The following is a 21,651-nucleotide window of genomic DNA, read 5'->3' as shown; positions in this document are numbered from 1 at the left end:
CCCAACGTACGCAACTCAATCCCAGGTGTGGACGGGCTCGTTGCTGTGCATGCGTTGGCAGTACAACCGCAGCATCTCCGCCAGCGCCCGCGGCCTGGTCATCCCGCTGGACTGCAGCGCCTGGACGGTCGACACCTGCCACGCCGCGCCGTTGCGGCCGGTCTTCGCGCGGCCCTCGATCACGCCGAGGTATCGGTCGCGCACCTCGCCAGCCACTCCCCAGCGGCGAAGGCCTTCGTCAGCCATCGGCAGCAGCTGGCGCAACACCAACTCGTCGGGCGTCACTTCTCCAAGGCCAGGCCAGTACAGCCGCGCGTCCATCCCGCGCTGAGCTGACGCGGTGAAATTATGCTGAGCCGCAGGGAAACTCATCTTCGTCCACAGTGGCCGGTCCTCTTCGGACAGCGTTCGCAGCATGCCGTAGTAGAACGCAGAGTTGGCCAACATGTCGACGACGGTCGGTCCGGCGGGCAGCACCCGGTTCTCCACCCGCAGATGCGGTCGGCCCCCAACCACGTCATAGACCGGGCGGTTCCACCGGTAAATGGTGCCGTTGTGCAACCGTAGTTCGGCGAGCCGAGGGGTGCGGCCCTGCGCCAGTTCCGCGACGGGATCTTCGTCGGACAGTTCGGGAAGCAGCGACGGGAAATAGCGGACGTTCTCCTCGAACAGGTCGAAGATCGAGGTGATCCAGCGTTCGCCGAACCACACCCGCGGTCGCACCCCTTGCGTCTTGAGCTCGTCGGGCCGAGTGTCTGTGGCCTGGGCGAACAGCTCGATGCGAGTTTCGGACCACAGTTGGTGGCCAAAGAAATACGGTGAGTTCGCGCCGAGCGCAAGTTGCGGACCGGCCAGCACCTGCGCAGCGTTCCAGTTGCGCGCGAATTCGGCAGGGGAGACCTGCAGATGAAGCTGCATGCTTGTGCACGCCGACTCCGGCGCAATCGACGCGGCCTGCAGGCTCAGCCGCTCGGGCCCGGCGATATCGATAAGGATGTCCTCGCCGCGAGTGACGAAGATGGCATCGTTGAGCGCCTGATAACGCGTCGACTCACTCATCCAGTGGCCCGAAAGGTGTTCGGGCATCAGCGTCGGCAGGATGCCGATCATCACGATGTGTGCGCCGTCCTCGCTGGCTTTTGCCTCGGCGGCGTTCAGGCTGGCGCGCACGTCGGCCTCGAGCTCAAGCGCCGCCGTTCCGGGCAATGGCCTTGGGGGAACATTGAATTCGATGTTGTAGGCGCCCAGTTCGGTTTGATATGCCGGGTCGGCGATCGAGTCCAATACTTCCCGGTTGCTCATCGCGGGCTGGTAGTCGGCGTCGACGAGATTACATTCGATCTCCATGCCGGTCAGCGGTCGCTCGAACTCGAAACTGGACTGGGCGAGCATGGTTTCGAAGACGTCGAGGCACAGTTGCACCTTGCGCCGGTATTCGCGGCGGTGTTCGCGGGAGAACTCGGTCCGCTTCACTTCTTCGCCCACAACGCCGATGGTTCAGCGTTGCTGCCCGTCGCGCAAGGAAATCGCAGCAATGTCGCCCATACTGTCGGCATGAGGCCGACATCGGGCGATGTCGACCAGGGTGGACTCGAACAGGTATCGACCGTCGACCGCGTCGCATCGCTCACCGGTGTGCGCGCCGTCGCGGCGCTGCTTGTGTTGGGCACCCACGCGGCCTACGGCACCGGCAAGATCACGCATGGCTACGTCGGGCTCCTGTACGCGCGCATGGACATCGGCGTCGCGGTGTTCTTTGTGCTGTCGGGTTTCCTGCTATTCGGCCCGTGGGTGCGGGCCGCCGCCACGGGTGGCCCGGCGCCATCGGTGTGGCGCTATGCCCGCAACCGGGTCCGGCGACTCATGCCCGCCTACATCGTTACGGTGCTGGCGGCCTACGCCATATACGAGTTTCGCGAGCCGGGGCCGAATCCCGGTCACACGTGGGCAGGGTTGATACGCCATTTGACGCTGACCCAGATCTACAGCGGCGACTACCTGAGCACCTATCTGCATCAGGGCCTGACACAGATGTGGAGCCTCGCGGTCGAGATCGCGTTCTATGCGGCGCTGCCGCCGATGGCCTATCTGGTGCTGGTGGTGCTGTGCCGGCGACGCTGGCGGCCCGGGTTGTTGATCGCCGGCCTGGCGGCGTTGGGTGCGCTCACTCCGCTGTGGCTGATCGTGTTGCACACAACTGACTGGCTGCCAAAGGGGGCGGGGTTCTGGTTGCCGCACTATCTGGTGTGGTTTGTCGGCGGGATGATGTTGGCGGTGCTGCGGGCGATCGAATTGCGTTGTTACGCAGCGGCGGTCATCCCGCTCGCGGTGGTGGCTTATCTCGTGGTGTCCACACCGATCGCCGGCGACGCCACGTCACCATCACCCGATCTGGCCCAGGATCTGACACGGTCGATGTTCTACGCGGCGATCGCGACGCTGGTGGTGGCGCCGCCGGCGCTGGGGGATCGCGGTTGGTACACCCGCCTGCTGGGGAGCACCCCGATGGTGTGGCTCGGCGAGATCTCCTACGAGATATTTCTCGTCCACGTCATCGTCATGGAGATCACGATGGCCTCGGTGCTGCGCTGGCGGGTATACACCGGCTCGGTGCTGGGCCTGTTCGTCGTGTCCTTGGCGCTGACTATTCCTGTGGCCTGGGTCTTGCACCGGCTGACGCGACCACGACTTGCGGGCCCATCAGCCCGCCGCGCAGCTCCACATTGATCGCCGGATCGGCGTGCGCGGCCAGGGCTCGCAGCGCCGACGGGCTGTAGGTGCGTAGTGAGCTGATCACGCCGTCGTGCACAAATGGCACCACCGTTGCGAGCGGAAGCATCGCCGCCAGCCGCAGGACGTGCAGCGGTGACGGCGGCCGGGGCAGATCGATGATCAGCAGCTTGGCCGCCGCACGCGTGCCCTCCGCGAACACCTTGGACGCCAGCGCCGGTGGCAGGTGGTGAAACGAAAACGCGAACACGGCGAGATCGAAGTCCCCGTCGGCTGCGTCAATCGCGGTGGCATCCATCTCGCGCACAGCGGCTCGCGGGTGCTCGCCGAGATCGCTTGCCGCCATAGCTTTGACCGACGCCGGTTCGACGTCGGTGACGGTGAGTTCGGCGGTGGGATGCCATTCGAGCAACTTGCGAGACAGCCCGCCGTGGCCCGCGCCGAGCTCGAGGATCTTGGGATCGGGCACGTCGGCCACCTCGTCGAGGGCAATGCGCGCGAACCTCTCGGTGTTGCCGAAGAACTCGCCCGTCCACTCGAGCGCGCGAATCACGCTGCGCTTGACAGACTGGTCGACGTCGTCGCGGTCGAGGTATTCCGGCCGATCGGTCTGCAACAGCCGGTCGAGACACGAAGCGTCCGGTCCACCTCTGGGCATGCGGTCAATGTCGCGGGTCGGCAATGACATGTGATCCATCATGCGCTCGGTGTCATCCGGCGGGGTTATCGGGAACTTGAATCTGTCACCGGGATTCTTGTCGGACTTGATTCGTACGCTAGCGATGATGACTGCAATCATTGGCCCTGTTCAGATGTAAGGCATGTGGGCACACCGCGAACGCTGACGAACAAGCCGCGCGGAACATTCTCCGGGCTGGGCTGGCCCTTCACGCGCGCGCTGCGTGAGAAGAAGCTGACAGGGCGTCTATCAGCGAGTCACGATGGTCGATTGGAACGACGCCGTGAGGAGGGAGCAAGAGTTGGCCGAGTTCGTCGCAGCGATCGACCAGGGCACTACCAGCACCCGGTGCATGATCTTCGACCACGACGGCGCCGAAGTCGGCCGTCACCAGCTCGAACACGAGCAGATCCTGCCGAAGGCCGGCTGGGTGGAGCACAACCCCGTCGAGATCTGGGAGCGCACGGCGTCGGTCGTCATGTCCGCGCTGAACAGGACCAAACTGTCGGCGACGGATCTGGCCGCGCTGGGCATCACCAATCAGCGGGAGACCGCGCTGGTGTGGAACCGCAAGACCGGCAGGCCGTATTACAACGCGATCGTCTGGCAGGACACCCGCACGGATCGCATCGCCTCGGCGCTGGACCGCGACGGTCGCGGCGATGTCATCCGCCGCAAGGCCGGTCTGCCGCCGGCCACATATTTTTCGGCAGGCAAGGTGCAATGGATCCTCGAGAACGTCGACGGTGTGCGCCGTGACGCCGAGAACGGCGATGCGATCTTCGGTACACCGGACAGCTGGGTGCTGTGGAATCTGACCGGCGGCCCGCGCGGCGGTGTGCACGCCATCGACGTCACCAACGCCAGCCGCACGATGCTGATGAATCTGGAGACGCTGGACTGGGACGACGAGCTGTTGTCGTTCTTCGACATTCCGCGTCGGATGCTGCCGCAGATCAAGCCGTCGTCATTCCCGGAGTCTTTTGGCATCACACGTGACGACGGTCCCGTCGGCGGGCAGGTGCCGTTGACCGGGATCCTCGGCGACCAGCAGGCCGCGATGGTCGGGCAGGTGTGCCTGGATGCCGGCGAGGCCAAAAATACCTACGGCACAGGGAATTTCCTGCTGCTCAACACCGGCGAGAAGATAGTGCGATCCGAAAACGGTCTGCTGACCACGGTGTGCTACCAGTTCGCTGACGCCAAACCCGTTTACGCACTGGAGGGTTCGATCGCGGTCACTGGTTCGGCGGTGCAATGGCTGCGCGATCAACTGGGCATCATCAGCGGCGCCGCACAAAGCGAAGCGCTGGCGCGTCAAGTCGACGACAACGGCGGGGTCTACTTCGTGCCGGCGTTCTCCGGGTTGTTCGCACCGTACTGGCGTTCGGATGCCCGCGGCGCGATCGTCGGCCTGTCTCGGTACAACACCAACGCGCACTTGGCCCGCGCGACGCTGGAAGCGATTTGCTATCAGAGCCGCGACGTAGTCGACGCGATGGAGGCCGATTCGGGTGTGCACTTGGAGGTGCTCAAGGTCGACGGGGGCATCACCGCGAATGATCTGTGCATGCAGATCCAGGCGGACGTGCTCGGCGTCGACGTTGTGAAACCCGTTGTCGCAGAGACGACTGCACTGGGTGCGGCCTACGCCGCGGGCCTTGCCGTCGGGTTCTGGGAGGATCCCGACGATCTTCGCGCCAATTGGCAAGAGGGCCAGCGCTGGACGCCTCAGTGGTCAGATGAGCAGCGCGCCGAAGGTTATGCGGGTTGGCAGAAGGCGGTGCAGCGCACGCTGGACTGGGTCGACGTCAGTTAGGCCGCGGCGTCGAGCTGACGCTTGGTGTCCTCGTCGAGTTCGATGTCGGCGACGGCCGTGTTCTCCTCGAGGTGTGCCACCGACGATGTGCCCGGAATCAGCAATACGTTCGGCGCGAGCGACAGCGTCCATGCCAGTGCGATTTGGGCTGGCGTGCGGCCGAGTTTCGACGCCTCGCTCTGAACCGCAGGATGACCGAGCACAGGATTGTCGGCAGTGAATCCCGAGCCGAGCGGGAAGAACGGGACGAACGCGATATCGCGTTCGATGCAGGCGTCGAGCACCGGCTGTGAGATCCGATCGACCAGGTTGTAGGCGTTCTGCACACACACGATTTCGGTGCGGTCCAGCGCGATCTGCAGATGTTCGAGGCTGATACTGCTCAGGCCGATGCCGGCGATCAGACCTTCGTCGCGGGCCTTGATCATCGCGGTCAGCTGCCGGTCGAACAGCTCGAGGTCCACCGGGCCGACAGAACTCGGATCACCGGCATGGATGCGCAGATTGACCGCGGCGAGGCGGTCGATGTCCAGCGTGCGCAGGTTCTCCTCGATGTCGGCCCGCAACTCGTCGGGCTCCTGTGCGGGCAGCCACGTCCCGGCGTCGTCGCGGCGCGCACCCACCTTGCTGACCAGAGCGAGGTCTTTCGGGTAGGGGTGCAGGGCTTCGCGGATCAGCTCGTTGGAGACATTGGGTCCGTAGAACTGCGCGGTGTCGATGTGGTTGATGCCCATCTCAATTGCGCGTCGCAGCACGGCCAGCGCCTGTTCGTGATCGCGTGGTGGTCCGAACACACCCGGACCGGGGAGTTGCATCGCGCCGAATCCGACGCGGCCGACGTGGAATGAGCCCAGCGGGAAGGTTTGCATATAGATTCCGTACACCAGTCCCGCTGGGCTTATTCCGTCTTAGTCGGATTCGCCGAGGATGCCGTAGATCTCGCGGCGGGCGTTGTTGACGATGTCGACGATCCGCTGCTGTTGCTCTTCATCGGTGGCGTATGCCGATTGAGCGACGGCGCCCATCAGCTGGCCCACCGCCGCGCGCAGGTTCACGTGCCCGGGCGCTTCATCTTTCCAACCCTCGGCGATCTCCTCCCACGGCGGGGTCTCGATCTTGTCAGCGGCCGCGCGGCCCTCTTCGGTCAGCTCGAAAAGCTTCTTGCTGCCTTCACTTTCGCGTGCCACCAGCAGACCCTCGTCGACCAGCAGCTGCAGCGTCGGGTAGACCGAGCCGGGGCTGGGCCGCCAGAGGTTCTGGCTGCGCTCAGCGATCTCCTGGATCATCTCGTAGCCGTGCATCGGCCGCTCGGCCAGCAGCTTGAGGATCCCGGCACGCACGTCTCCGCGCTTACCGCGACCGCGTCCGCCGCGTCCACGGCCGCGTGGACCGTGGCCAAAGCCGAAACCGAAACCGCCGCGGGGGTCGAAGCCAAACTCGAAGCCGCCTCGGCCAGGGCCGAAGCCGCGGCCCGGTCCAAATCCGGGGCCAGGGCCGAAGGGACCGTCGTGGGCGGCGTCCTGCTCGCGCAGGTGGTCAAGCAAATGGTCGCGGAACTCGCGGCGGGCCTGCCGACGCTGCTGATGGAAGGCGCGACGGTCGCCGGGTCCGAAGCCGAAACCGAATCCGCCGGGAGGTGGTGTGAATGGGTTGCTCATGTGTGTTGGTTCCTTAACGTTTGGGACGGAACCGCCGTATGCGTTTCCGATACGTTGACGATATATCGGAAACTATCGCGATGCAACGATTATTTCCCGGCACCCTTGTCGACGGACGCGATCACCCAGCGCGCCCAGTCCGCTTCCATCGCATTCACCCGCAGTCCGTACTCCAGCGCGGCACGCCCATAGAACAGGCACTCGTCCTCGCCCCAATCGATGGAGTCGCGAAGCGCTTCGAGTCGTGTGACCTCGGCATCTGCGTGCTCGGCCATCGCGACCATGTGCTTGCGCGCATCCTCCCGGGGAATCTCGCCAAGCAGGAACACCCGCAGCAATGGGGTGCTGCGAAACGGCGGGTCGTCCTGGGGATTGGCCACCCAGCGGCGAAGTTCGGCGCGGCCGGCGTCGGTGATGCGGTACTCCTTGCGACCGCGCGGGCCGATCGCGGACACCTCGATCAGGCCCCCGTCGGCGAGCTTGTTGAGCTCGCCGTAGAGCTGACTCTGGGTCGCCGGCCAGACGTTGGCCATCGAGTTCTCGAACTGTTTGAGCAGGTCATACCCGCTGCCGGGCTGGTGCGCCAGCAGCCCCAGGGCCGCAATCCGAAGACTCACAAAGTGATCATACTTCACTATTGACATGTCACTATGGACATGTCATGTTTGACCTATGACAGAAACCACCTCAACGCTCTTCGGCACCGGCGAGTTCTTCCAGCGAGACAATTTCGCGCCCGTCGCCGATGAACTGACCGAATTCGACCTGCCCGTCGAAGGCGCGATCCCCCCCGAACTCGACGGCTGGTACCTGCGTAACGGACCGAACCCGCGACAGGCCACCGCGCACTGGTTCACCGGCGAAGGCATGATCCACGGCGTGCGCATCGAGGGCGGACGGGCCGCCTGGTACCGCAACCGCTGGGTGCGCACGGATAGCTTCAAGGAGCCTTTCCCGCTGTACAACGCCGACGGCACTCGCAACCTGCGAGCTGCCGCGGCCAATACCCACGTCGTCAACCACGCCGGCAAGACGCTGGCGCTGGTCGAGTCGTCACTGCCGTACGAGATCACCAACGATCTGGAGACGGTGGGCGCATACGACTTCGGCGGCAAGCTTGTCGATTCGATGACCGCGCATCCGAAGATCTGCCCAACGACCGGCGAGCTCCACTTCTTCGGCTACGGCAACATTTTCCAGCCACATGTGACCTACCACCGCGCCGACGCCAATGGCGAGCTGACCATCAACCGGCCGCTGGATGTTCCAGCGTTGACGATGATGCACGACTTCGCCCTGACCGCCGAGCACGTCATCTTCATGGATCTGCCGATCGTGTTCAATCTCGATATCGCTCTGAAGGGCGAATCGGACATGCCCTACCGCTGGAGCGACGAGTACGGTGCGCGGTTGGGTGTGATGCGGCGCGACGACCCGTTCGGCGAAGTTCGGTGGTTCGAGATCGACCCGTGCTACGTCTTCCACGTCGCCAATGCGTACGACCACGACAATTCGATTGTGCTGCAAGCGGTCCGCTATCCGGAATTGTGGCGGCACAGCGGTGGATTCGATGCTGACGGCGTGTTGTGGAGCTGGACCATCGACCTTGACAGGGGAGTCGTCACCGAACGTCAGCTGGACGACCTCGCGGTCGAGTTCCCCCGCATCGACGACCGGCTGGCCACGCTGCCCGCGCGCTACGCGGTCTCGGTCGGCGACCACAGCCTGGTCCGATACGACCTGAACACCGGCGAAGCGGTGGAGCACGCATTCGGCACGGCCGCGGCACCAGGCGTCCCAGGTGAAGCGGTGTTCGTGCCGGGTTCAGGCGCCGCCGACGAGAGCAGTGGCTGGTACATCGGCTACGTCTATGACCCCGCGCGCGACGGCAGTGATCTGGTGATCATCGACGCGTCCGACTTCACCGCACAGCCCGTTGCCAGAATCAAGCTGCCGCAGCGTGTCCCGTTCGGATTCCACGGAAACTGGATCAGCAGCTGAGTAACGTGACCGGCCATGGCGGTTAAGTGGCTGGACCAACCTGAGGCTCACGACTACGACGCGGCGGCGGCCTACCTGAGCATGCTCGCCGAGAAGGACTCGGTGGACAAGACCGTCGCCGCGCTCAAGGCGGCGAAGCCGGTATATCAAAAGGCCAAGGACATCTTGCGTGCTGCCAGTCTGAAGCTGTTGGCCGAGACCAACGCTCACGTGCGATCGGATCTATCCAAGATCAGTGACGGCAAGAAACTCTCGCCGATCCTGCTCGTGCGCGGCAGCGCGACTGGTGGATACGCGCTACAGATCGCCGACGGCTATCACCGCGTTTGTGCCAGCTATCTCACCGACGAAAATACCGATATTCCTTGCCATTTGGCGTCCTGGCAATAGTGCGCTGACATGTTCGGTCTCGACACGCTGGCGCTGCTCGCCGTCATCGGGATGGCGGGACCACTGCTCGCATCGATGCCGCGGTTTGCGATTCCCGTCGTCATCGGCGAGTTGATCGCGGGCCTGGTGGTCGGCAGGACGGGGTTCGGCATCGTCGACCACACCAATCCGACGTTCACGCTGCTGGCGAACATCGGCTTCGCGCTGGTGATGTTCGTGGTCGGCACCCACGTGCCCGTGCGCGACACGACGCTGCGAACGGCGATCCCGAGGGCGTTGGTCCGTGCGGTCGCCGTCGGAGCTGCCGCGGCTGTCCTCGGTGTGGTGCTGGCACAGGCATTCGATACCGGGCACGCAGCGCTGTATGCAGTGCTGATGGCGTCATCCTCGGCGGCCCTTGCGCTTCCGGTGATCGACTCGCTGGGCCTCGGCGGTGCGCCAGTGCTATCGGTGACGGCGCAGATCGCCATCGCCGACGCCACGTCAATCGTGTTGCTGCCGTTGGTGATCAACCCTGGACAAGCGCCCCGCGCGGCCCTCGGGGCGCTGGCCATCGCCGGTTGCGCGGTCGCCCTGTACTTCGGGCTGTGGACGGCCCACCGCCGTGGATGGCGAAGGCGATTACACTACTTCTCGCAGAAGCGCCGCTTCGCGCTCGAACTGCGGCTCAGCATGATCGTGCTGTTCACGTTGTGCGCCTTGGCGATCGGCACGCACGTATCGATCATGTTGGCGGGCTTCGCGTTGGGCCTGGTGGTGTCGGCGGTCGGCGAACCGCGCCGGCTCGCGCGCCAGCTGTTCGGCATCACCGAGGGCTTCTTCGGGCCACTGTTCTTCGTCTGGCTGGGCGCCTCGCTGCAGGTACGCGAGCTTGGGGAACATCCCTGGCTGATCCTGCTCGGCGTCGGCCTGGGGCTGGGCGCGGTGCTCGCGCATTGTGTGGGCCGGTTGTTCGGGCAGCCGCTGACGTTGGCGGTGCTGGCCGCCGCGCAGCTCGGGGTTCCGGTCGCCGCTGCGACGCTGGGCACCGAGCAGCACCTGCTGGGGCCGGGTGAGCCGTCGGCATTGATGCTCGGCGCACTGGTCACCGTTGCGACGACGTCGCTTGCCGGAGTGCTCGCGGCCCGGCATCAGAGCGCTCCCGTCGCATCGGCCGAATAGGCCGAGGTCGCGCGGTGCGTGTTTGGGCTGACGCCGTAAGCGCGTTTGAACGCACTACTCAATGCAAACGGTGTGCTGTAGCCGACCTGGCGCGCCACGGCGGCGATGGTGGCCTGACTGGTCCGCAGCAGGTCGGCCGCTAGTGCCAGCCGCCAACTGGTCAGGAAAGCGATCGGCGGCTCTGTGACCTGTTCGGTGAAGCGGCGGGCGAATACCGCACGCGAACAGCCAACGGCAGCAGCGAGATTGGCGACCGTCCACGGATGGGCAGGATTGTTGTAGATCAGTTTCAGCGCCGGGCCGACAATGGGGTCGTGCTCGGCGTGCCACCATGTCGGCGCGTTTGCGTCGCGGTCGAACCACGTCCGCAGCACCGCGATCAGCAGTAGGTCGAGCAATCGGTCCAGGTATGCCTCCTGGCCTGAGCCGTCGCAACCGGCCTCGGTGGCCAACAGATTCACCAGTGGCGTGTCCCATTCGTCGGCGCGCAGCACCAACACGGTCGGCAACGAGTCGAGAAGTCGCGCACTCACCTCGCTGCGGCCCTCGTAGGCGCAGATGACCGACCGGTTCGCCCCCGACGGGCTGTTGCCCCATGTGCGCACCCCGATCGACATTTCGAACCGCAGATCCTCACCGGACAGCGTCGTGCAGCGCTGCCCCGGATGAATGACGACCATCGGGGTGGTGGCCGGGTCGTCGGCGAAGATGTAGTGCTCGGTGCCGCGGGTCAGCGCGACGTCACCGGGTCGGAGCCAGATCGTTTCGCTGCTCTGGCGGACGATCGCGGCGTTGCCGTGGATCTGGCAGATCAACGTCAGCGGTGCCTCGTCGCGAATGCTCATCGACCACGGCGGATCCATCATCATCCGCAACACGAATGCGCCTCGCGCTCTCACACCGTCGAGCAGGCCGACCACGGCGTCCACGCCGGGAGCCTATCCCGTGCGTGGTTGATAGGCGGCCAGAAAGACGCGTACGCCGGCGCTGACGTAGCCGTCGACGTCCACACTCGAAAGCACCTGCGGCCCTCCGCAAAACAACCCCTGGTCGATGCACCGCCCGACGATGAGAAAAGCGAAATGCTCTGCGGCCAAAGTGGGTTGGGGCACATCTAGCAGTCCGCGGTCGTGTAACGCAGAGAAGCACTCGGCGAGCGCAGCGAGCGTGCGGGCCGGCGCCTGTTCGTAGTACTGCTGGGCCAGTGCCGGCACCCGGTTCGCCTCACCGACGACCAGTCGGCGCAACTGCACGACGGGTTCCTGCAGCACCGCGCGGAGGTAGTCGGCCGCGAGATCCGTCAGATCTGCCTGCAGGTCGGTGGTCTTCGCCAGCGCGGCGATCCGCCCGAGGAACGGTGTCACGGTGGTCTCTAGCGCGCCGTTCACGATCGCCAGCAGAAGTTCCTGTTTGTCGCCGAAGTGTTTGTAGACCGTCTGCTTGGACACCTCGGCCGACGCGGCGATCTGGTCGACGCTGGTGCCCTGATAGCCGTTGCTCAAGAACAGGTCGCGGCCCGCCGACAGGATTGTCTGTCGCTTGAGCGCCGAACGTCCGAGCACCGGTTCGGTCATGCCGCCTCCTCTATGCAGTACTAGACAGTCTAGTTCTCGGTACTGTACCGTCTAGTTCCAGTTTGACATGGAGGACGTCATGACCACCACCGATTGCCCGCCACTACCGGTGCGGATCACCAAGTCCCTGCTCGGCTACGGCGTCATCGTCGGCCCTATCTATGTCGTGGTGGTCGCGGTCCAGGCCGCGACTCGCGATGGGTTCGACCCGACGCGGCACGCGGCCAGTCAGCTCGCCAACGGGGACCTGGGCTGGATCCAGATCGCCAACTTCCTCATCACCGGCGCGATGACGATCGCCGCGGCGGTTGGCGTCCGGCGTGCGCTCGGACCAGGTCGCTTGTCGGCATGGGCGTCGGGTCTGGTCGGGGGATACGGCGCTGCGCTCGTCGTCGCGGGTTTCTTCCGGCCCGACCCGTCGGACGGCTTCCCGCCGGGCACGCCGCCAGGCATAGGCGAAGTCAGCTGGCACGGCATGGTCCATTTCGCAGTGGCGGGCCTAGGTTTCGCCTGCCTGATCGCTGCATGTTTCGTGCTGGCGGCGTGGTTCGGCCGCGCAGGGCAAGCCTCGTGGGCATGGTTCTCACGAATCACGGGCGTCGCGTTCGGCGGCAGCTTCATCGCACTGTCTTCCGGATCCGGAGGCGCCGCAACGATTCTGGTGTTCACGGCTGCCGTCATCCTGGTCTGGGCGTGGCTGACCGCCGTGTCGGTCAAGCTCTATCGCACCGTGGGACAGGCGTAGACGCACGCGTATGCGGTTCGGACGGCAAACGATGGATCATCGCGATACGGCCCGGTTGACTTCAGCCCATGAATACGAGCCCCTTCGTCATCCTGACCTCCATCGCCGCGATCCTGTCTGCTGTCGCAAGCGGAATGATGTATGTGTTCTCCACATTCGTGATGCGCGGCCTTGACCGCACCGGCCCGCTGGACGCCCTCACTGCGATGCGCGGCATCAACACCGAGGCGAACTCCAACGCCGCGTTTCTACTCACCTACTTCGGGGCGACGATTCTGGCCCTGGTGGTCGGTGTCATCGCCGTGATCCAGCTGCGACAGCCCGGCAGCGCCTGGCTTCTGGCGGGTGCCGTCTTCGCCATCCTCGGCGCGATCATCACGATGGCGTTCAACGTGCCGCTCAACAACCACCTAGACACCCTGAACCCCGTCGGCTTGTCGCCCGCCGATGCGGCACGCGAATGGCAGGCGTACTTCTCGACGTGGACGGCATGGAATCACGCCCGCAGCGCCACCGGCGTGATCGGAGCCGCGCTGATGCTGCTCGGCCTGCGCTACCGCTGATGCGGTGGCTAGCGTTGGATCACCGAGATCGAATTGTCCGTTTCGTTGACGACCCAGGCGATGTGCGTGGTCGGATCCACAGCGACGTATTGCGGACCGTTGCCAACCTCGACGGTATCGGTGACAGCCCGTTGGTTGGTATCGATCACCGATACAGAGGCGCTGCCGAAGTTGGTGACGACAACGCTGTGCGCGTCGGAATCTACTGTCGCCGCAACGGGTTGACTCCCGACCTCGATCGTGGCGATGACTGCCAGATTGTCGAGATCGAGGACCGACACCGAATCGTCGTGCGCGTTGGGGACGAACGCGGTATGGGTGGGCGGGTCCACCGCGACGTCGCTCGGACCTCGCCCGACGGGGATTGTCTGGATGACCGCCGATTTCGCGGGATCGACGACCGACACTGTGCCGTCGCCCCGGTTGGACACGTAGAGGAGGTGGCTCAGCGGATCGGCGCCCATCTTGGCCGGCGAGTTGCCGACCTTGATCGTCGCGGTCACCGCCCGGGATACCGCGTCGATCACCGAGACCGTGCCGTCAGCCACATTCGCGACATAGACAGTGTGGGTCGACGGATCCACCTCGACACCTTGCGGATCGTTGCCGACCGCGATCGTCCCCGCAACGGCGCGTGACGCGAGGTCGACGACGGACACAGTGTTTTCGCTCGTGATGTACGCGGTCTGCGTGGTCGGATCCACGGCTGCCCCAGAGGGCGCCTCACCCACCTTGATTGTCGCGGTGCGCGATTGGGCGTCGACGGCGTACAGGGAGCCGTCGCCGCTGCTCGTCACGTATGCGAGGTGAGTGGAAGGGTCTGTCGCCACGTCGAGCATCGGACCGGCGCCGACGGTGAACGTCGCTGTGACGCTTGGCTGTCCAACCGACTCGTCGGCGGAAGCGGTTCCAGACCCTGTGAGGCTCAGGACGAGCGCACCGACCGCAAAGCCGCGCATGTACACGTTCCTGTTCACGACGTCTGTCCCTTAGCTCGGCGGAATGAACCCGCCGCCGTCCGGCGAGGCGGGTGGCGGACTCCATGGCGGAGGTGGTGCGGCGGGCGGGCTCAGGTGCGGCGGTGCTGCCGGAGGTGCTTGCAGCCGCGCCAATTCCCGCCGATGCCGCTCGGCGAGCACAGCAGCGAGGACGAGCTGCGGCGGCGCGCCAGGCGGAGGTGGAGGCGATATCTGCGCGACGACTTCACCCGCGATCCGGTAGGCCATCTGGTCGCGTACGCCGGGATCCAATTGCGATGCGCGCGAAAGGAATTGACGGGCCAGCTCGGCCTGCTCGGGACGAAGGCCGGACAGCTGGAGCGAGGACGCCCACCACGCCAACTGCGGTGGCATCGGTGGCGGCGGTGCGAGCCGGGGCGCTCGCTCGCTGATCACCACCGTGCCGGCGAATATGTCGCCGATCCGCTTTCCCTTGGGCGACAACAGGCTGCAGATCACCGCAGGGCCGCCGGCGAAGGTCCAGATTTCGATCACGCCGGCCAGCGCGCGAAACAAGGCCTGCCGGAACCGTTCCGGGCCACCGTCGTCGGATACCACGCGAAGGCCGAGTGCCATCTTGCCGAGTGACCGCCCGCGCGTTGCGGTCTCGAATGCGATCGGATAGCCTACGAAGGCCAACACGGTGAAGATGATCAGCACCGCGGCCGACAGCGCATCGTCGAGGTCCAGCAGTGTGGCCGCCCACAGCAGCACGCCGATGATGTAGAGGACGAATATCACGGCGATGTCGATCATCGCCGACAGCGCCCGCACCGGTAACTGCGCGATCGCCACGTCCAGCACCACCGCGTCCCCGGTCACCACGGGTTCTTGCTGGCGGACCATAACCGCCCACGCTACTAGGATTTGCCAGGTGGATGTCGACGCGTTCGTACTCGCGCATCGCCCGACGTGGGACCGGCTCGAGGCGCTGGTGAAGCTGCGTCGGCGGTTGACGGGTGCCGAGGTGGACGAACTGGTCGACCTCTACCAGCGGGTATCGACCCACTTGTCGATGGTGCGGTCGGCGTCGTCCGACTCAGTGCTGATCGGCCGGCTGTCCGGCTTGGTGGCGCGGGCACGTTCGGCGGTGACGGGTGCGCATGCGCCGCTGTGGAGCGAGTTCATCAGATTCTGGACGGTGTCGTTCCCGGTCGTCGCGTACCGGGCCTGGCGGTGGTGGCTGGGCACCGCGGTGGTGTTCTTCTTCGTCACCGCGCTGATCGCCATGTGGGTGTCGGGTAATCACGAAGTGCAGTCAGCCATCGGAACGCCAAGCGAGATAGACGAATTGGTGAACAAGGACTTCGCCTCCTACTACAGCGAGAATCCGGCCGGGTCGTTCGCGTTACAGGTGTGGGTGAACAATTCGTGGGTTGCCGCTCAATGCATCGGGTTCGCGGTCCTGCTCGGGCTACCCATCCCGTATGTGCTGTTCCAGAACGCGGCGAATCTCGGAGTGATCGCCGGTTTGATGTTCGACGCCGGGAAGGCCGACATCTTGCTGGGCCTACTGACTCCGCACGGACTGCTCGAGCTGACGGCGGTGTTCTTGGCTGGTGCGGCAGGAATGCGGCTGGGCTGGTCGGTGGTGTCGCCCGGCAACCGGGCGCGCGGGCAGGTGCTGGCCGAACAGGGCAGGGCCGTCGTCGCGGTCGCGGTCGGCCTCGTGGGTGTGCTGCTGGTATCGGGGTTGATCGAGGCGATGGTGACGCCGTCGCCGCTGCCGACGTTTGTCCGCATCGGTATCGGCGTGGCGGCCGAAATCGCGTTCCTGTCTTACATATTCCACTTCGGACGCAAAGCCGCCAGAGCGGGCGAATCAGGCGACGTCGAGGACGCGCCTGACGTGGTGCCCACGGGTTAGAGCCGGCCGCTGGCCTTCATCGCGAGGTAGTGGTCGGCCAGTGCCGGGGCCAATTCTTCCGGCGGGGCGTCAACCACGTCGACGCCGGAGCGACGTAGCCGTGACGCGATGTCTCGCCGATCGTTGCGGGCCCGTTCTGCGGCGGCCGCGTCGTACACCTGGGCCGCGTCCGCGCGGCCTGCGGCGAGTAGCTCGACGCGCGGATCGGAGACCGCAGCCAACAGCACCTGATGCTTGGCGGATAGCTGCGGCAGCACGCCCATCAAGCCTTCGTCAAGCGCCGACGCGTTCAGGTCCGTCAGGAGCACCACCAGGGCGCGTCGCCGGATACGGCGCTGCACCGCGGCCACCATGGCGCGCGAATCGGATTCGACCAAGGCCGGCTGCAGCGGGGCCATCGCCTCGACGAGCTGTGCCAGCAGCTCCGTACGCGAGGCGTTGTACACGCCGGCCCGGGGTAGGCGGTCGTGGGCGATGAAGTCGACGTGGTCTCCCGCGCGCGCGGCGAGCGCGGCCAGCAGCAGCGCGGCGTCCATCGACCAGTCCAGCCGGGGCCAGCCGCCGGGATCGCTGGCGGTCGGGTCGACGCCGACGCGGCCTGCCGACGTGCGGCCGGTGTCGAGCACGATGACCACACGGCGGTCACGTTCGGGCCGCCACGTGCGCACCACGACGTCGGCGCGCCGTGCGGTGGCACGCCAGTCGATGGAGCGGACGTCGTCGCCGATGACATATTCACGCAGAGAATCGAATTCGGTGCCCTGGCCGCGGATCAACACCGGCGTCATGCCTTCGAGCTCTCGTAATTTGGCCAGTCGCGACGGGAGATGCTTGCGCGACAGGAACGGCGGCAGAATCCGGATCTGCCAGGGCGCTCGGTGCGAGCTCTGCCGTCCAGCCAACCCCAGTGGCCCGATTGATCGGGCGGTGACCAGCGCGGAGCGCTGATCGCCGCGGCGAACGGGACGCAGTTGCGTGACCAGTCGAACGCGCTGGCCCGGCCCGAGATCGACCGGGTGCGTGCGCGGTTCGGCGCGTGCACTCGGCGCCCACGCGTCGCGGATCTGCCCCCGAAAGCGACGGCCGCCGGGATTTTCGACGACAAGCACGGCATCGACGGGTTGCCCCAGCCGCGCCGCGGTTTCCCCGTGCCTGCTGCACACCAATCGGCGGGTGCTCGCCGCGAGCGCAACATCGACGATCACCGCCACCGTCAAGACTGCCAGCAGAACGACGAAAGTCGTTGCAGGCCAGGGTGAGAAAGCGATCGGCAGAACGCAGATCAGCGCGACCAGGCCGGTGCGGCCGGTGAGAACCACTAGCGTGGTACCGGCACGGCCGCGAGGATGCCCTCGAGCACGCCGTCGGGATTGGCGCCTTCCAGTTCGGCCTCGGGGCGCAGCTGGATGCGGTGCCGCAGAGTGGGACGGGCCATTGCCTTGATGTCGTCGGGTGTCACGTAGTTGCGGCCGGACAGCCACGCCCACGACCGTGCGGTCGCCAGCAGAGCCGTCGCTCCACGCGGCGACACACCGAGCTGCAGCGACGGCGAATGCCGTGTTGCGCCAACGATGTCTACGATGTAACCGAGCACCTCGTCGGCGACAAGCACCTGGCGCACGGCTTCACGTCCGGCGCTCAGTTCGGCGGCCCCCGCGACGGGCTGCACCGAGGACAGGTCGCGAGGGTCGAAGCCGCGGGCGTGCCGGTCCAGGATCGCGATCTCCTGTTCCCGCGGCGGCAGTGGCACATTGAGCTTCAGCAGAAACCGGTCCAGTTGTGCCTCGGGGAGCTGGTAGGTGCCCTCGTATTCGATCGGGTTCTGCGTCGCGGCGACGATGAACGGATCGGGCAGTGGCCGCGCCTCGCCTTCGACGCTGACCTGGCGTTCCTCCATCGCTTCCAGCAGCGCGGCCTGGGTCTTGGGTGGGGTGCGGTTGATCTCGTCGGCCAGCAACAGGTTCGTGAACACCGGTCCGGTGCGGAACTCGAATTCGGCCGTGCGGGCGTCATATACCAGCGAACCGGTGACGTCGCCGGGCATCAGGTCGGGGGTGAACTGCACCCGCTTGAACTCGAGCTGCAGCGCAGCCGCGAGTGTGCGTACGAGCAGTGTCTTCGCCACGCCGGGAACACCTTCGAGCAGGACGTGACCGCGGCACAACAGTGCGATCACCAGACCGCTCACCACCGCTTCTTGTCCGACGACGGCTTTGGCGATCTCAGCACGCAACGCCAGCAAGGCGTTTCGCGCGGATTCTGATGTCGCAGCGTCCTGTGTTGTTGGCTGAGTCACGACTGTGCGACCTGCCTTTCGATGGTGTCGAGTTCGTGAGCGAGGTTGACCAAGACGGGGTCGCTTGGTGGCGGCGGGCCGAATAGTGTGTGCGCCACCGCATGTGGGTTCAGCCCGCTCCGCTCGGCGACGGCCTGCACGACCGCCGGCGGCTGCGCTCCGTGCCCGAGCCCGAGGCGGGGCAGTAGCCGCTGAAGGGTTGCCGTGCGCAACGCTTCTGCGGCCCGGTCACGTGCTCGCCGCGACCGATACAGCCGGCCGCGCCCCTCGACGGTCTCCGATGCACGCACGACCACAGGCAACTGCTCGGCAACCAGCGGACCGACGCGCCGGCCCTTCCACACCGCCAGCAGCGCGACGGCCAGGCACAGCTGCCAGACAATCCAGGTGACCTGATCGGGGATGAAATCGGAAATGGATGCGCCGCCGCCTGATTCACCGCCACCTTCACTGTGCTGCGGGGCGTACCAGATCACCCTGGGACGCGTCCCCGCGAGGTTCATCGCGAGGGCGGCGTTGCCTTCCTTCAGCAGTCCCTCGTTGGTCATGAAGTCGGCGGTGCCGACGACAGTCACGTCGCGTCCGCCGTGGGAGTACCGGACCAGCGCGCCGTCGTAGCAGCGCGTCACGGGCACCTCGCCGGAAGCCTTGTAGGCGTCGCTCAGTCCGAATTGGACCCCACCGGCGCGCTTGGCCTCCCGCAGGTCGCAGTCCGGCTTTGCGCCGCCGAACGTAGTTGCGCCGTCGAGCCGGATCTCCGACGCGAGCGCCTCGCGGGTGCGCGAGACCGGTTCGACCACTAACCGGTCGCCGGGCAGGTCGGCCAACCGCCGCAGCAGGTCGTCATCGATCAAATGGAAGGTCTGCACAACCACCAGCAGCGTGCCGGGACGCGCGGCGCTCTCCACCGCGCCGATGTCGTCGGCTGCGATCACGTCTACTCCGTGGTCACGCAGCAACGTGACCAGCGCGTGTGCCCCTTCTGGCGACGTCGAGGCGGGATCCATCCGGCCGCCCGGCCGCGGGGCGGTCAGATAGGTGCTCAACGCGGCGACGCCGACGATGACGGCCACTGCCAGCAACACCCAACGCGCACTGCGCCACCGCTGGACGACGGTGGGGCCGACGGCGGTATCGACGTCGGTCATCGCACTTCGGCCCAGCTATCGGGCGGTGCAGTAGTTGCGGGAGTGGTGGCTGCCTGGGTGTGGAGCCGCAGATGGTCGTCGAGGTCGGCGATCATCCGGTAGGCCGATTCGGTCCCGGGTCGTTCGCCGTAGGTGACGTCGTTGAAAGCCTCTGCCGCGCGGAGCAATTCGGTGGCAAGATTCGGCAGCGCGCGCCCGGCGTCGCGCGCGAGTTCGGTTGCCGTTCGGCCGGGGACGGGGTCGAGCACCGCGGTCTCTTCCAATTGCCGCGCCACCGCTCTGAGCCGATGACGGATGGCCGCAGCCCAATTACCCGATGCGGCGAACTGTTCGGCCGTCGCCCGGTGCTCGGCGGCGCTGAGTTCGTGTTCGCCGAACAAACCGTAGCCGCCACCGCGATTCGTGCGCATCGTGCGCCGCGCAATCTGCACAGCGACGACGACGGCGATCACGACCAGGATCAGCAGAACAGTGAGCGTGAACCAGCCACCCGGCAGGGAGGAGCCCTTCACTAACAGCTTGTAGAGCAGTTCGCCGATCCAGTCGTAGATGCGGTCGATCAGTGATGCCTTGGGGTAGATCGGTTTTCCGAGCTCATGTCGCGCGGCTTCGTGAGCGGCATCACGGTCGATGTCGATGGTCGGCACGTCAGCCCTGGCGGGTCAGCCACAGATGGTCTGTGGAATCAGGCGGAGCACCGGACCCCCACGCGGCGCCAGTCTGCAGCACGAGGTCGAACGCTTCCGCGCGAATGCGGCGGTCGGTGTAGAGCAGGACGACGACACCTGCGGTAAACGGCGCGGTGATGATCTGGGCGATCGCGCCGCCGATCGCGAGCAAGACAAGCGCAATGAGTGCTGCGACCGTGGAAGATGCGGAGATCAAGAGGATTTGACCGCCGAAGCTGAAGGGCACCGCGACGGCGGTGGCGACAACCTCGGCGACGATAACGGCGAGTAGCCGGATGCCGAACACCCGCCAGAAGTCTCCCCTGACCAACTTGAAGGACCGCGCAATCGCAGGAAAGATCTCAAGGCGTTCCAACACGATCAGCGACGGCGTGAATGCCAGCATCGTGGCGAGATAGATCAGCGCCGCAAGCAATCCCAATACCAACGGCACCCCCACGACGGCGGCCGCGGCGCCGTTGGCGGCCAGCGCGACCCCGACGATGATGCCCACCACGACTGCGCACAAGACAACCGCGCCGATCGCTTCGAGCGCTGTGAAGCCGATGAGCGCCCACAGCCGCGGCCGAAGTCGTTGCCACGCTTCGCCGATGGTGATATTCGCCCCGAAGACGGCCCGGCCGACCACGACAGTGAGCATGCCGCTCAACAGGATCGACGACAGCCCGGTCGCGAGCGCGCCGGCGAGGCTCGATGCCGACGAGCCGAGCAGCATGCCCGTTGACACCTCGCCGCCGGCCAGTGTCGGCTCGAGCTGGCCGGTAAAGGCGAAGGGGCCCACCGACAACAGCAGCGCCGCGAGTTGGGCGATGACCACCACGATGGTGGTCAGTCCCAGCGTCGCCTTGGGATTGGCCCGGATGTACGCGACGGCGCCGTTGAAGATGTCGGACAGGCTCAACGGCCGCAGCGGAATGACGCCGGGCTTGAGCGCCAGCGGCATCACCGGAGGTCCATAGCGCGGCGCATACCCGGGCGGCGGATAACCCGGTGGCGGGTAACCGGGCGGCGGATAGCCAGGCGGCGGATAACCGGGCGGCGGGTAACCCGGAGGCGGATAGCCGGGCTGGGGTGCATAACCCGGCGGCGGGCCGTAACCGGGCGGCGGGTATCCGGGCGGCGGCGCATACCCGGGAGGTGGGTATCCGGGAGGCGAATGGGCACCGGGTGGCGGATAGCTCTGGTACGCCGGATCGCCCTGGTAGGCCGGCGGCGGATAGCCCGGCGGCGGCGGGCCGGCCGTAGATGACCCGTCGGCGTCGTTGCTCATGGCCACCATCCTGTCGATCACCGTCCAAATTGACAACGTGATGCGTGTGGGGCGTGGCGTAGC

Annotated in this window: 23 protein-coding genes; 9 read left to right on the top strand and 14 right to left on the bottom strand. The window is 66.0% G+C overall.

Annotated elements, in window-relative coordinates:
* Nucleotides 1-15: 15 nt before the first annotated feature.
* Nucleotides 16-1,485: a glutamate--cysteine ligase gene (locus tag VJV41_RS01955; protein ID WP_325330543.1), complete on the bottom strand. Its 1,470-nt coding sequence runs from the start codon at nt 1,483-1,485 to the stop codon at nt 16-18.
* Between the two features lie 69 nt (nt 1,486-1,554).
* Here VJV41_RS01955 and VJV41_RS01950 point away from each other — a divergent pair, with 69 nt between their 5' ends.
* Entirely contained in the window at nt 1,555-2,727 is a 1,173-nt protein-coding gene (locus tag VJV41_RS01950; protein ID WP_325330541.1) for an acyltransferase, read from the top strand.
* Here VJV41_RS01950 and VJV41_RS01945 read toward each other — a convergent pair.
* Complete coding sequence (locus tag VJV41_RS01945; protein WP_325330629.1) at nt 2,645-3,427, bottom strand: class I SAM-dependent methyltransferase; 783 nt, start codon at nt 3,425-3,427, stop codon at nt 2,645-2,647. The two genes, VJV41_RS01950 and VJV41_RS01945, sit on opposite strands and share 83 nt — an antisense overlap.
* A 101-nt stretch (nt 3,428-3,528) precedes the next feature.
* Between VJV41_RS01945 and VJV41_RS01940 the strand changes: the two genes are divergently transcribed.
* Both VJV41_RS01940 and glpK read left to right on the top strand, forming a co-directional pair.
* Complete coding sequence (locus VJV41_RS01940; protein ID WP_325330539.1) at nt 3,529-3,636, top strand: zinc ribbon domain-containing protein; 108 nt, start codon at nt 3,529-3,531, stop codon at nt 3,634-3,636.
* Between the two features lie 35 nt (nt 3,637-3,671).
* Nucleotides 3,672-5,228 carry a glycerol kinase GlpK gene (gene glpK / locus VJV41_RS01935; protein ID WP_325330537.1) on the top strand — a complete coding sequence of 519 codons (1,557 nt, stop codon included), beginning with the start codon at nt 3,672-3,674 and terminating at the stop codon, nt 5,226-5,228.
* On the opposite strand, the gene VJV41_RS01930 is transcribed toward glpK, so the two are convergent.
* From VJV41_RS01930 to VJV41_RS01920, 3 genes are all read right to left on the bottom strand, one after another.
* On the bottom strand, nt 5,225-6,097 hold the full coding sequence (locus VJV41_RS01930; RefSeq protein ID WP_325330535.1) for an oxidoreductase: 873 nt from the start codon (nt 6,095-6,097) through the stop codon (nt 5,225-5,227). The two genes, glpK and VJV41_RS01930, sit on opposite strands and share 4 nt — an antisense overlap.
* 39 nt (nt 6,098-6,136) lie before the next feature.
* Nucleotides 6,137-6,886 carry a PadR family transcriptional regulator gene (locus VJV41_RS01925; RefSeq protein WP_325330533.1) on the bottom strand — a complete coding sequence of 250 codons (750 nt, stop codon included), beginning with the start codon at nt 6,884-6,886 and terminating at the stop codon, nt 6,137-6,139.
* A gap of 89 nt (nt 6,887-6,975) precedes the next feature.
* Nucleotides 6,976-7,503, bottom strand: coding sequence for a PadR family transcriptional regulator (locus tag VJV41_RS01920; RefSeq protein WP_325330531.1), 528 nt, complete (start codon nt 7,501-7,503; stop codon nt 6,976-6,978).
* A 55-nt stretch (nt 7,504-7,558) separates the two neighbouring features.
* On the opposite strand from VJV41_RS01920, the gene VJV41_RS01915 reads away from it, so the two are divergent.
* From VJV41_RS01915 to VJV41_RS01905, 3 genes are read left to right on the top strand one after another with little or no spacing between them, the layout of a single operon-like run.
* Nucleotides 7,559-8,887, top strand: coding sequence for a carotenoid oxygenase family protein (locus tag VJV41_RS01915; protein ID WP_325330529.1), 1,329 nt, complete (start codon nt 7,559-7,561; stop codon nt 8,885-8,887).
* 15 nt (nt 8,888-8,902) lie between these two features.
* The gene (locus VJV41_RS01910) at nt 8,903-9,277 is read left to right on the top strand and encodes a hypothetical protein (RefSeq protein WP_325330527.1); all 375 of its coding nucleotides are present in this window, start codon (nt 8,903-8,905) and stop codon (nt 9,275-9,277) included.
* A gap of 9 nt (nt 9,278-9,286) precedes the next feature.
* Complete coding sequence (locus tag VJV41_RS01905) at nt 9,287-10,438, top strand: cation:proton antiporter (RefSeq protein ID WP_325330525.1); 1,152 nt, start codon at nt 9,287-9,289, stop codon at nt 10,436-10,438.
* Here VJV41_RS01905 and VJV41_RS01900 read toward each other — a convergent pair.
* Together VJV41_RS01900 and VJV41_RS01895 are read right to left on the bottom strand one after the other, a co-directional pair.
* Complete coding sequence (locus VJV41_RS01900; RefSeq protein ID WP_325330523.1) at nt 10,408-11,367, bottom strand: AraC family transcriptional regulator; 960 nt, start codon at nt 11,365-11,367, stop codon at nt 10,408-10,410. The two genes, VJV41_RS01905 and VJV41_RS01900, sit on opposite strands and share 31 nt — an antisense overlap.
* Nucleotides 11,368-11,376: 9 nt before the next feature.
* Nucleotides 11,377-12,012, bottom strand: a complete 636-nt coding sequence (locus VJV41_RS01895; protein WP_325330521.1) for a TetR/AcrR family transcriptional regulator — start codon at nt 12,010-12,012, stop codon at nt 11,377-11,379.
* 79 nt (nt 12,013-12,091) lie between these two features.
* Here VJV41_RS01895 and VJV41_RS01890 point away from each other — a divergent pair, with 79 nt between their 5' ends.
* Nucleotides 12,092-12,757: a DUF998 domain-containing protein gene (locus tag VJV41_RS01890; RefSeq protein WP_325330519.1), complete on the top strand. Its 666-nt coding sequence runs from the start codon at nt 12,092-12,094 to the stop codon at nt 12,755-12,757.
* A 68-nt stretch (nt 12,758-12,825) separates the two neighbouring features.
* A complete protein-coding gene (locus tag VJV41_RS01885; RefSeq protein WP_325330517.1) occupies nt 12,826-13,320 on the top strand; it encodes a DUF1772 domain-containing protein in 495 nt (164 codons plus the stop codon).
* A gap of 8 nt (nt 13,321-13,328) precedes the next feature.
* Here VJV41_RS01885 and VJV41_RS01880 read toward each other — a convergent pair whose 3' ends face one another.
* Together VJV41_RS01880 and VJV41_RS01875 are read right to left on the bottom strand one after the other, a co-directional pair.
* The gene (locus VJV41_RS01880) at nt 13,329-14,297 is read right to left on the bottom strand and encodes a YncE family protein (protein ID WP_325330515.1); all 969 of its coding nucleotides are present in this window, start codon (nt 14,295-14,297) and stop codon (nt 13,329-13,331) included.
* Between the two features lie 12 nt (nt 14,298-14,309).
* A complete protein-coding gene (locus tag VJV41_RS01875) occupies nt 14,310-15,164 on the bottom strand; it encodes an RDD family protein (protein WP_325330513.1) in 855 nt (284 codons plus the stop codon).
* 28 nt (nt 15,165-15,192) lie between these two features.
* Between VJV41_RS01875 and VJV41_RS01870 the strand changes: the two genes are divergently transcribed.
* Entirely contained in the window at nt 15,193-16,185 is a 993-nt protein-coding gene (locus VJV41_RS01870) for a stage II sporulation protein M (protein WP_325330511.1), read from the top strand.
* On the opposite strand, the gene VJV41_RS01865 is transcribed toward VJV41_RS01870, so the two are convergent.
* Genes VJV41_RS01865 through VJV41_RS01845 form a run of 5 tightly spaced genes read right to left on the bottom strand, consistent with a single transcriptional unit; the run spans nt 16,182 to nt 21,597 of the window.
* Nucleotides 16,182-17,504, bottom strand: a complete 1,323-nt coding sequence (locus tag VJV41_RS01865; protein WP_325330509.1) for a DUF58 domain-containing protein — start codon at nt 17,502-17,504, stop codon at nt 16,182-16,184. The genes VJV41_RS01870 and VJV41_RS01865 overlap by 4 nt on opposite strands.
* Nucleotides 17,504-18,481: a MoxR family ATPase gene (locus VJV41_RS01860; RefSeq protein ID WP_325330507.1), complete on the bottom strand. Its 978-nt coding sequence runs from the start codon at nt 18,479-18,481 to the stop codon at nt 17,504-17,506. Before VJV41_RS01860 ends, VJV41_RS01865 begins: the two co-directional genes overlap by 1 nt.
* Nucleotides 18,478-19,629 (bottom strand): DUF4350 domain-containing protein, encoded by a 1,152-nt coding sequence (locus VJV41_RS01855; RefSeq protein ID WP_325330505.1) that lies wholly within the window; start codon nt 19,627-19,629, stop codon nt 18,478-18,480. The genes VJV41_RS01860 and VJV41_RS01855 overlap by 4 nt, the downstream gene beginning before the upstream one ends.
* On the bottom strand, nt 19,626-20,276 hold the full coding sequence (locus tag VJV41_RS01850; RefSeq protein ID WP_325330503.1) for a DUF4129 domain-containing protein: 651 nt from the start codon (nt 20,274-20,276) through the stop codon (nt 19,626-19,628). Before VJV41_RS01850 ends, VJV41_RS01855 begins: the two co-directional genes overlap by 4 nt.
* A 1-nt stretch (nt 20,277) precedes the next feature.
* Nucleotides 20,278-21,597 (bottom strand): hypothetical protein, encoded by a 1,320-nt coding sequence (locus tag VJV41_RS01845; RefSeq protein WP_414684857.1) that lies wholly within the window; start codon nt 21,595-21,597, stop codon nt 20,278-20,280.
* Nucleotides 21,598-21,651: the final 54 nt, after the last annotated feature.

This window comes from Mycobacterium sp. (genome assembly GCF_035274705.1).
In the GTDB taxonomy this organism is placed as follows: Bacteria; Actinomycetota; Actinomycetes; order Mycobacteriales; family Mycobacteriaceae; genus Mycobacterium.
Note: the sequence above shows the minus strand (reverse complement) of the source record. Positions and strands in the feature narration are given on the sequence as shown.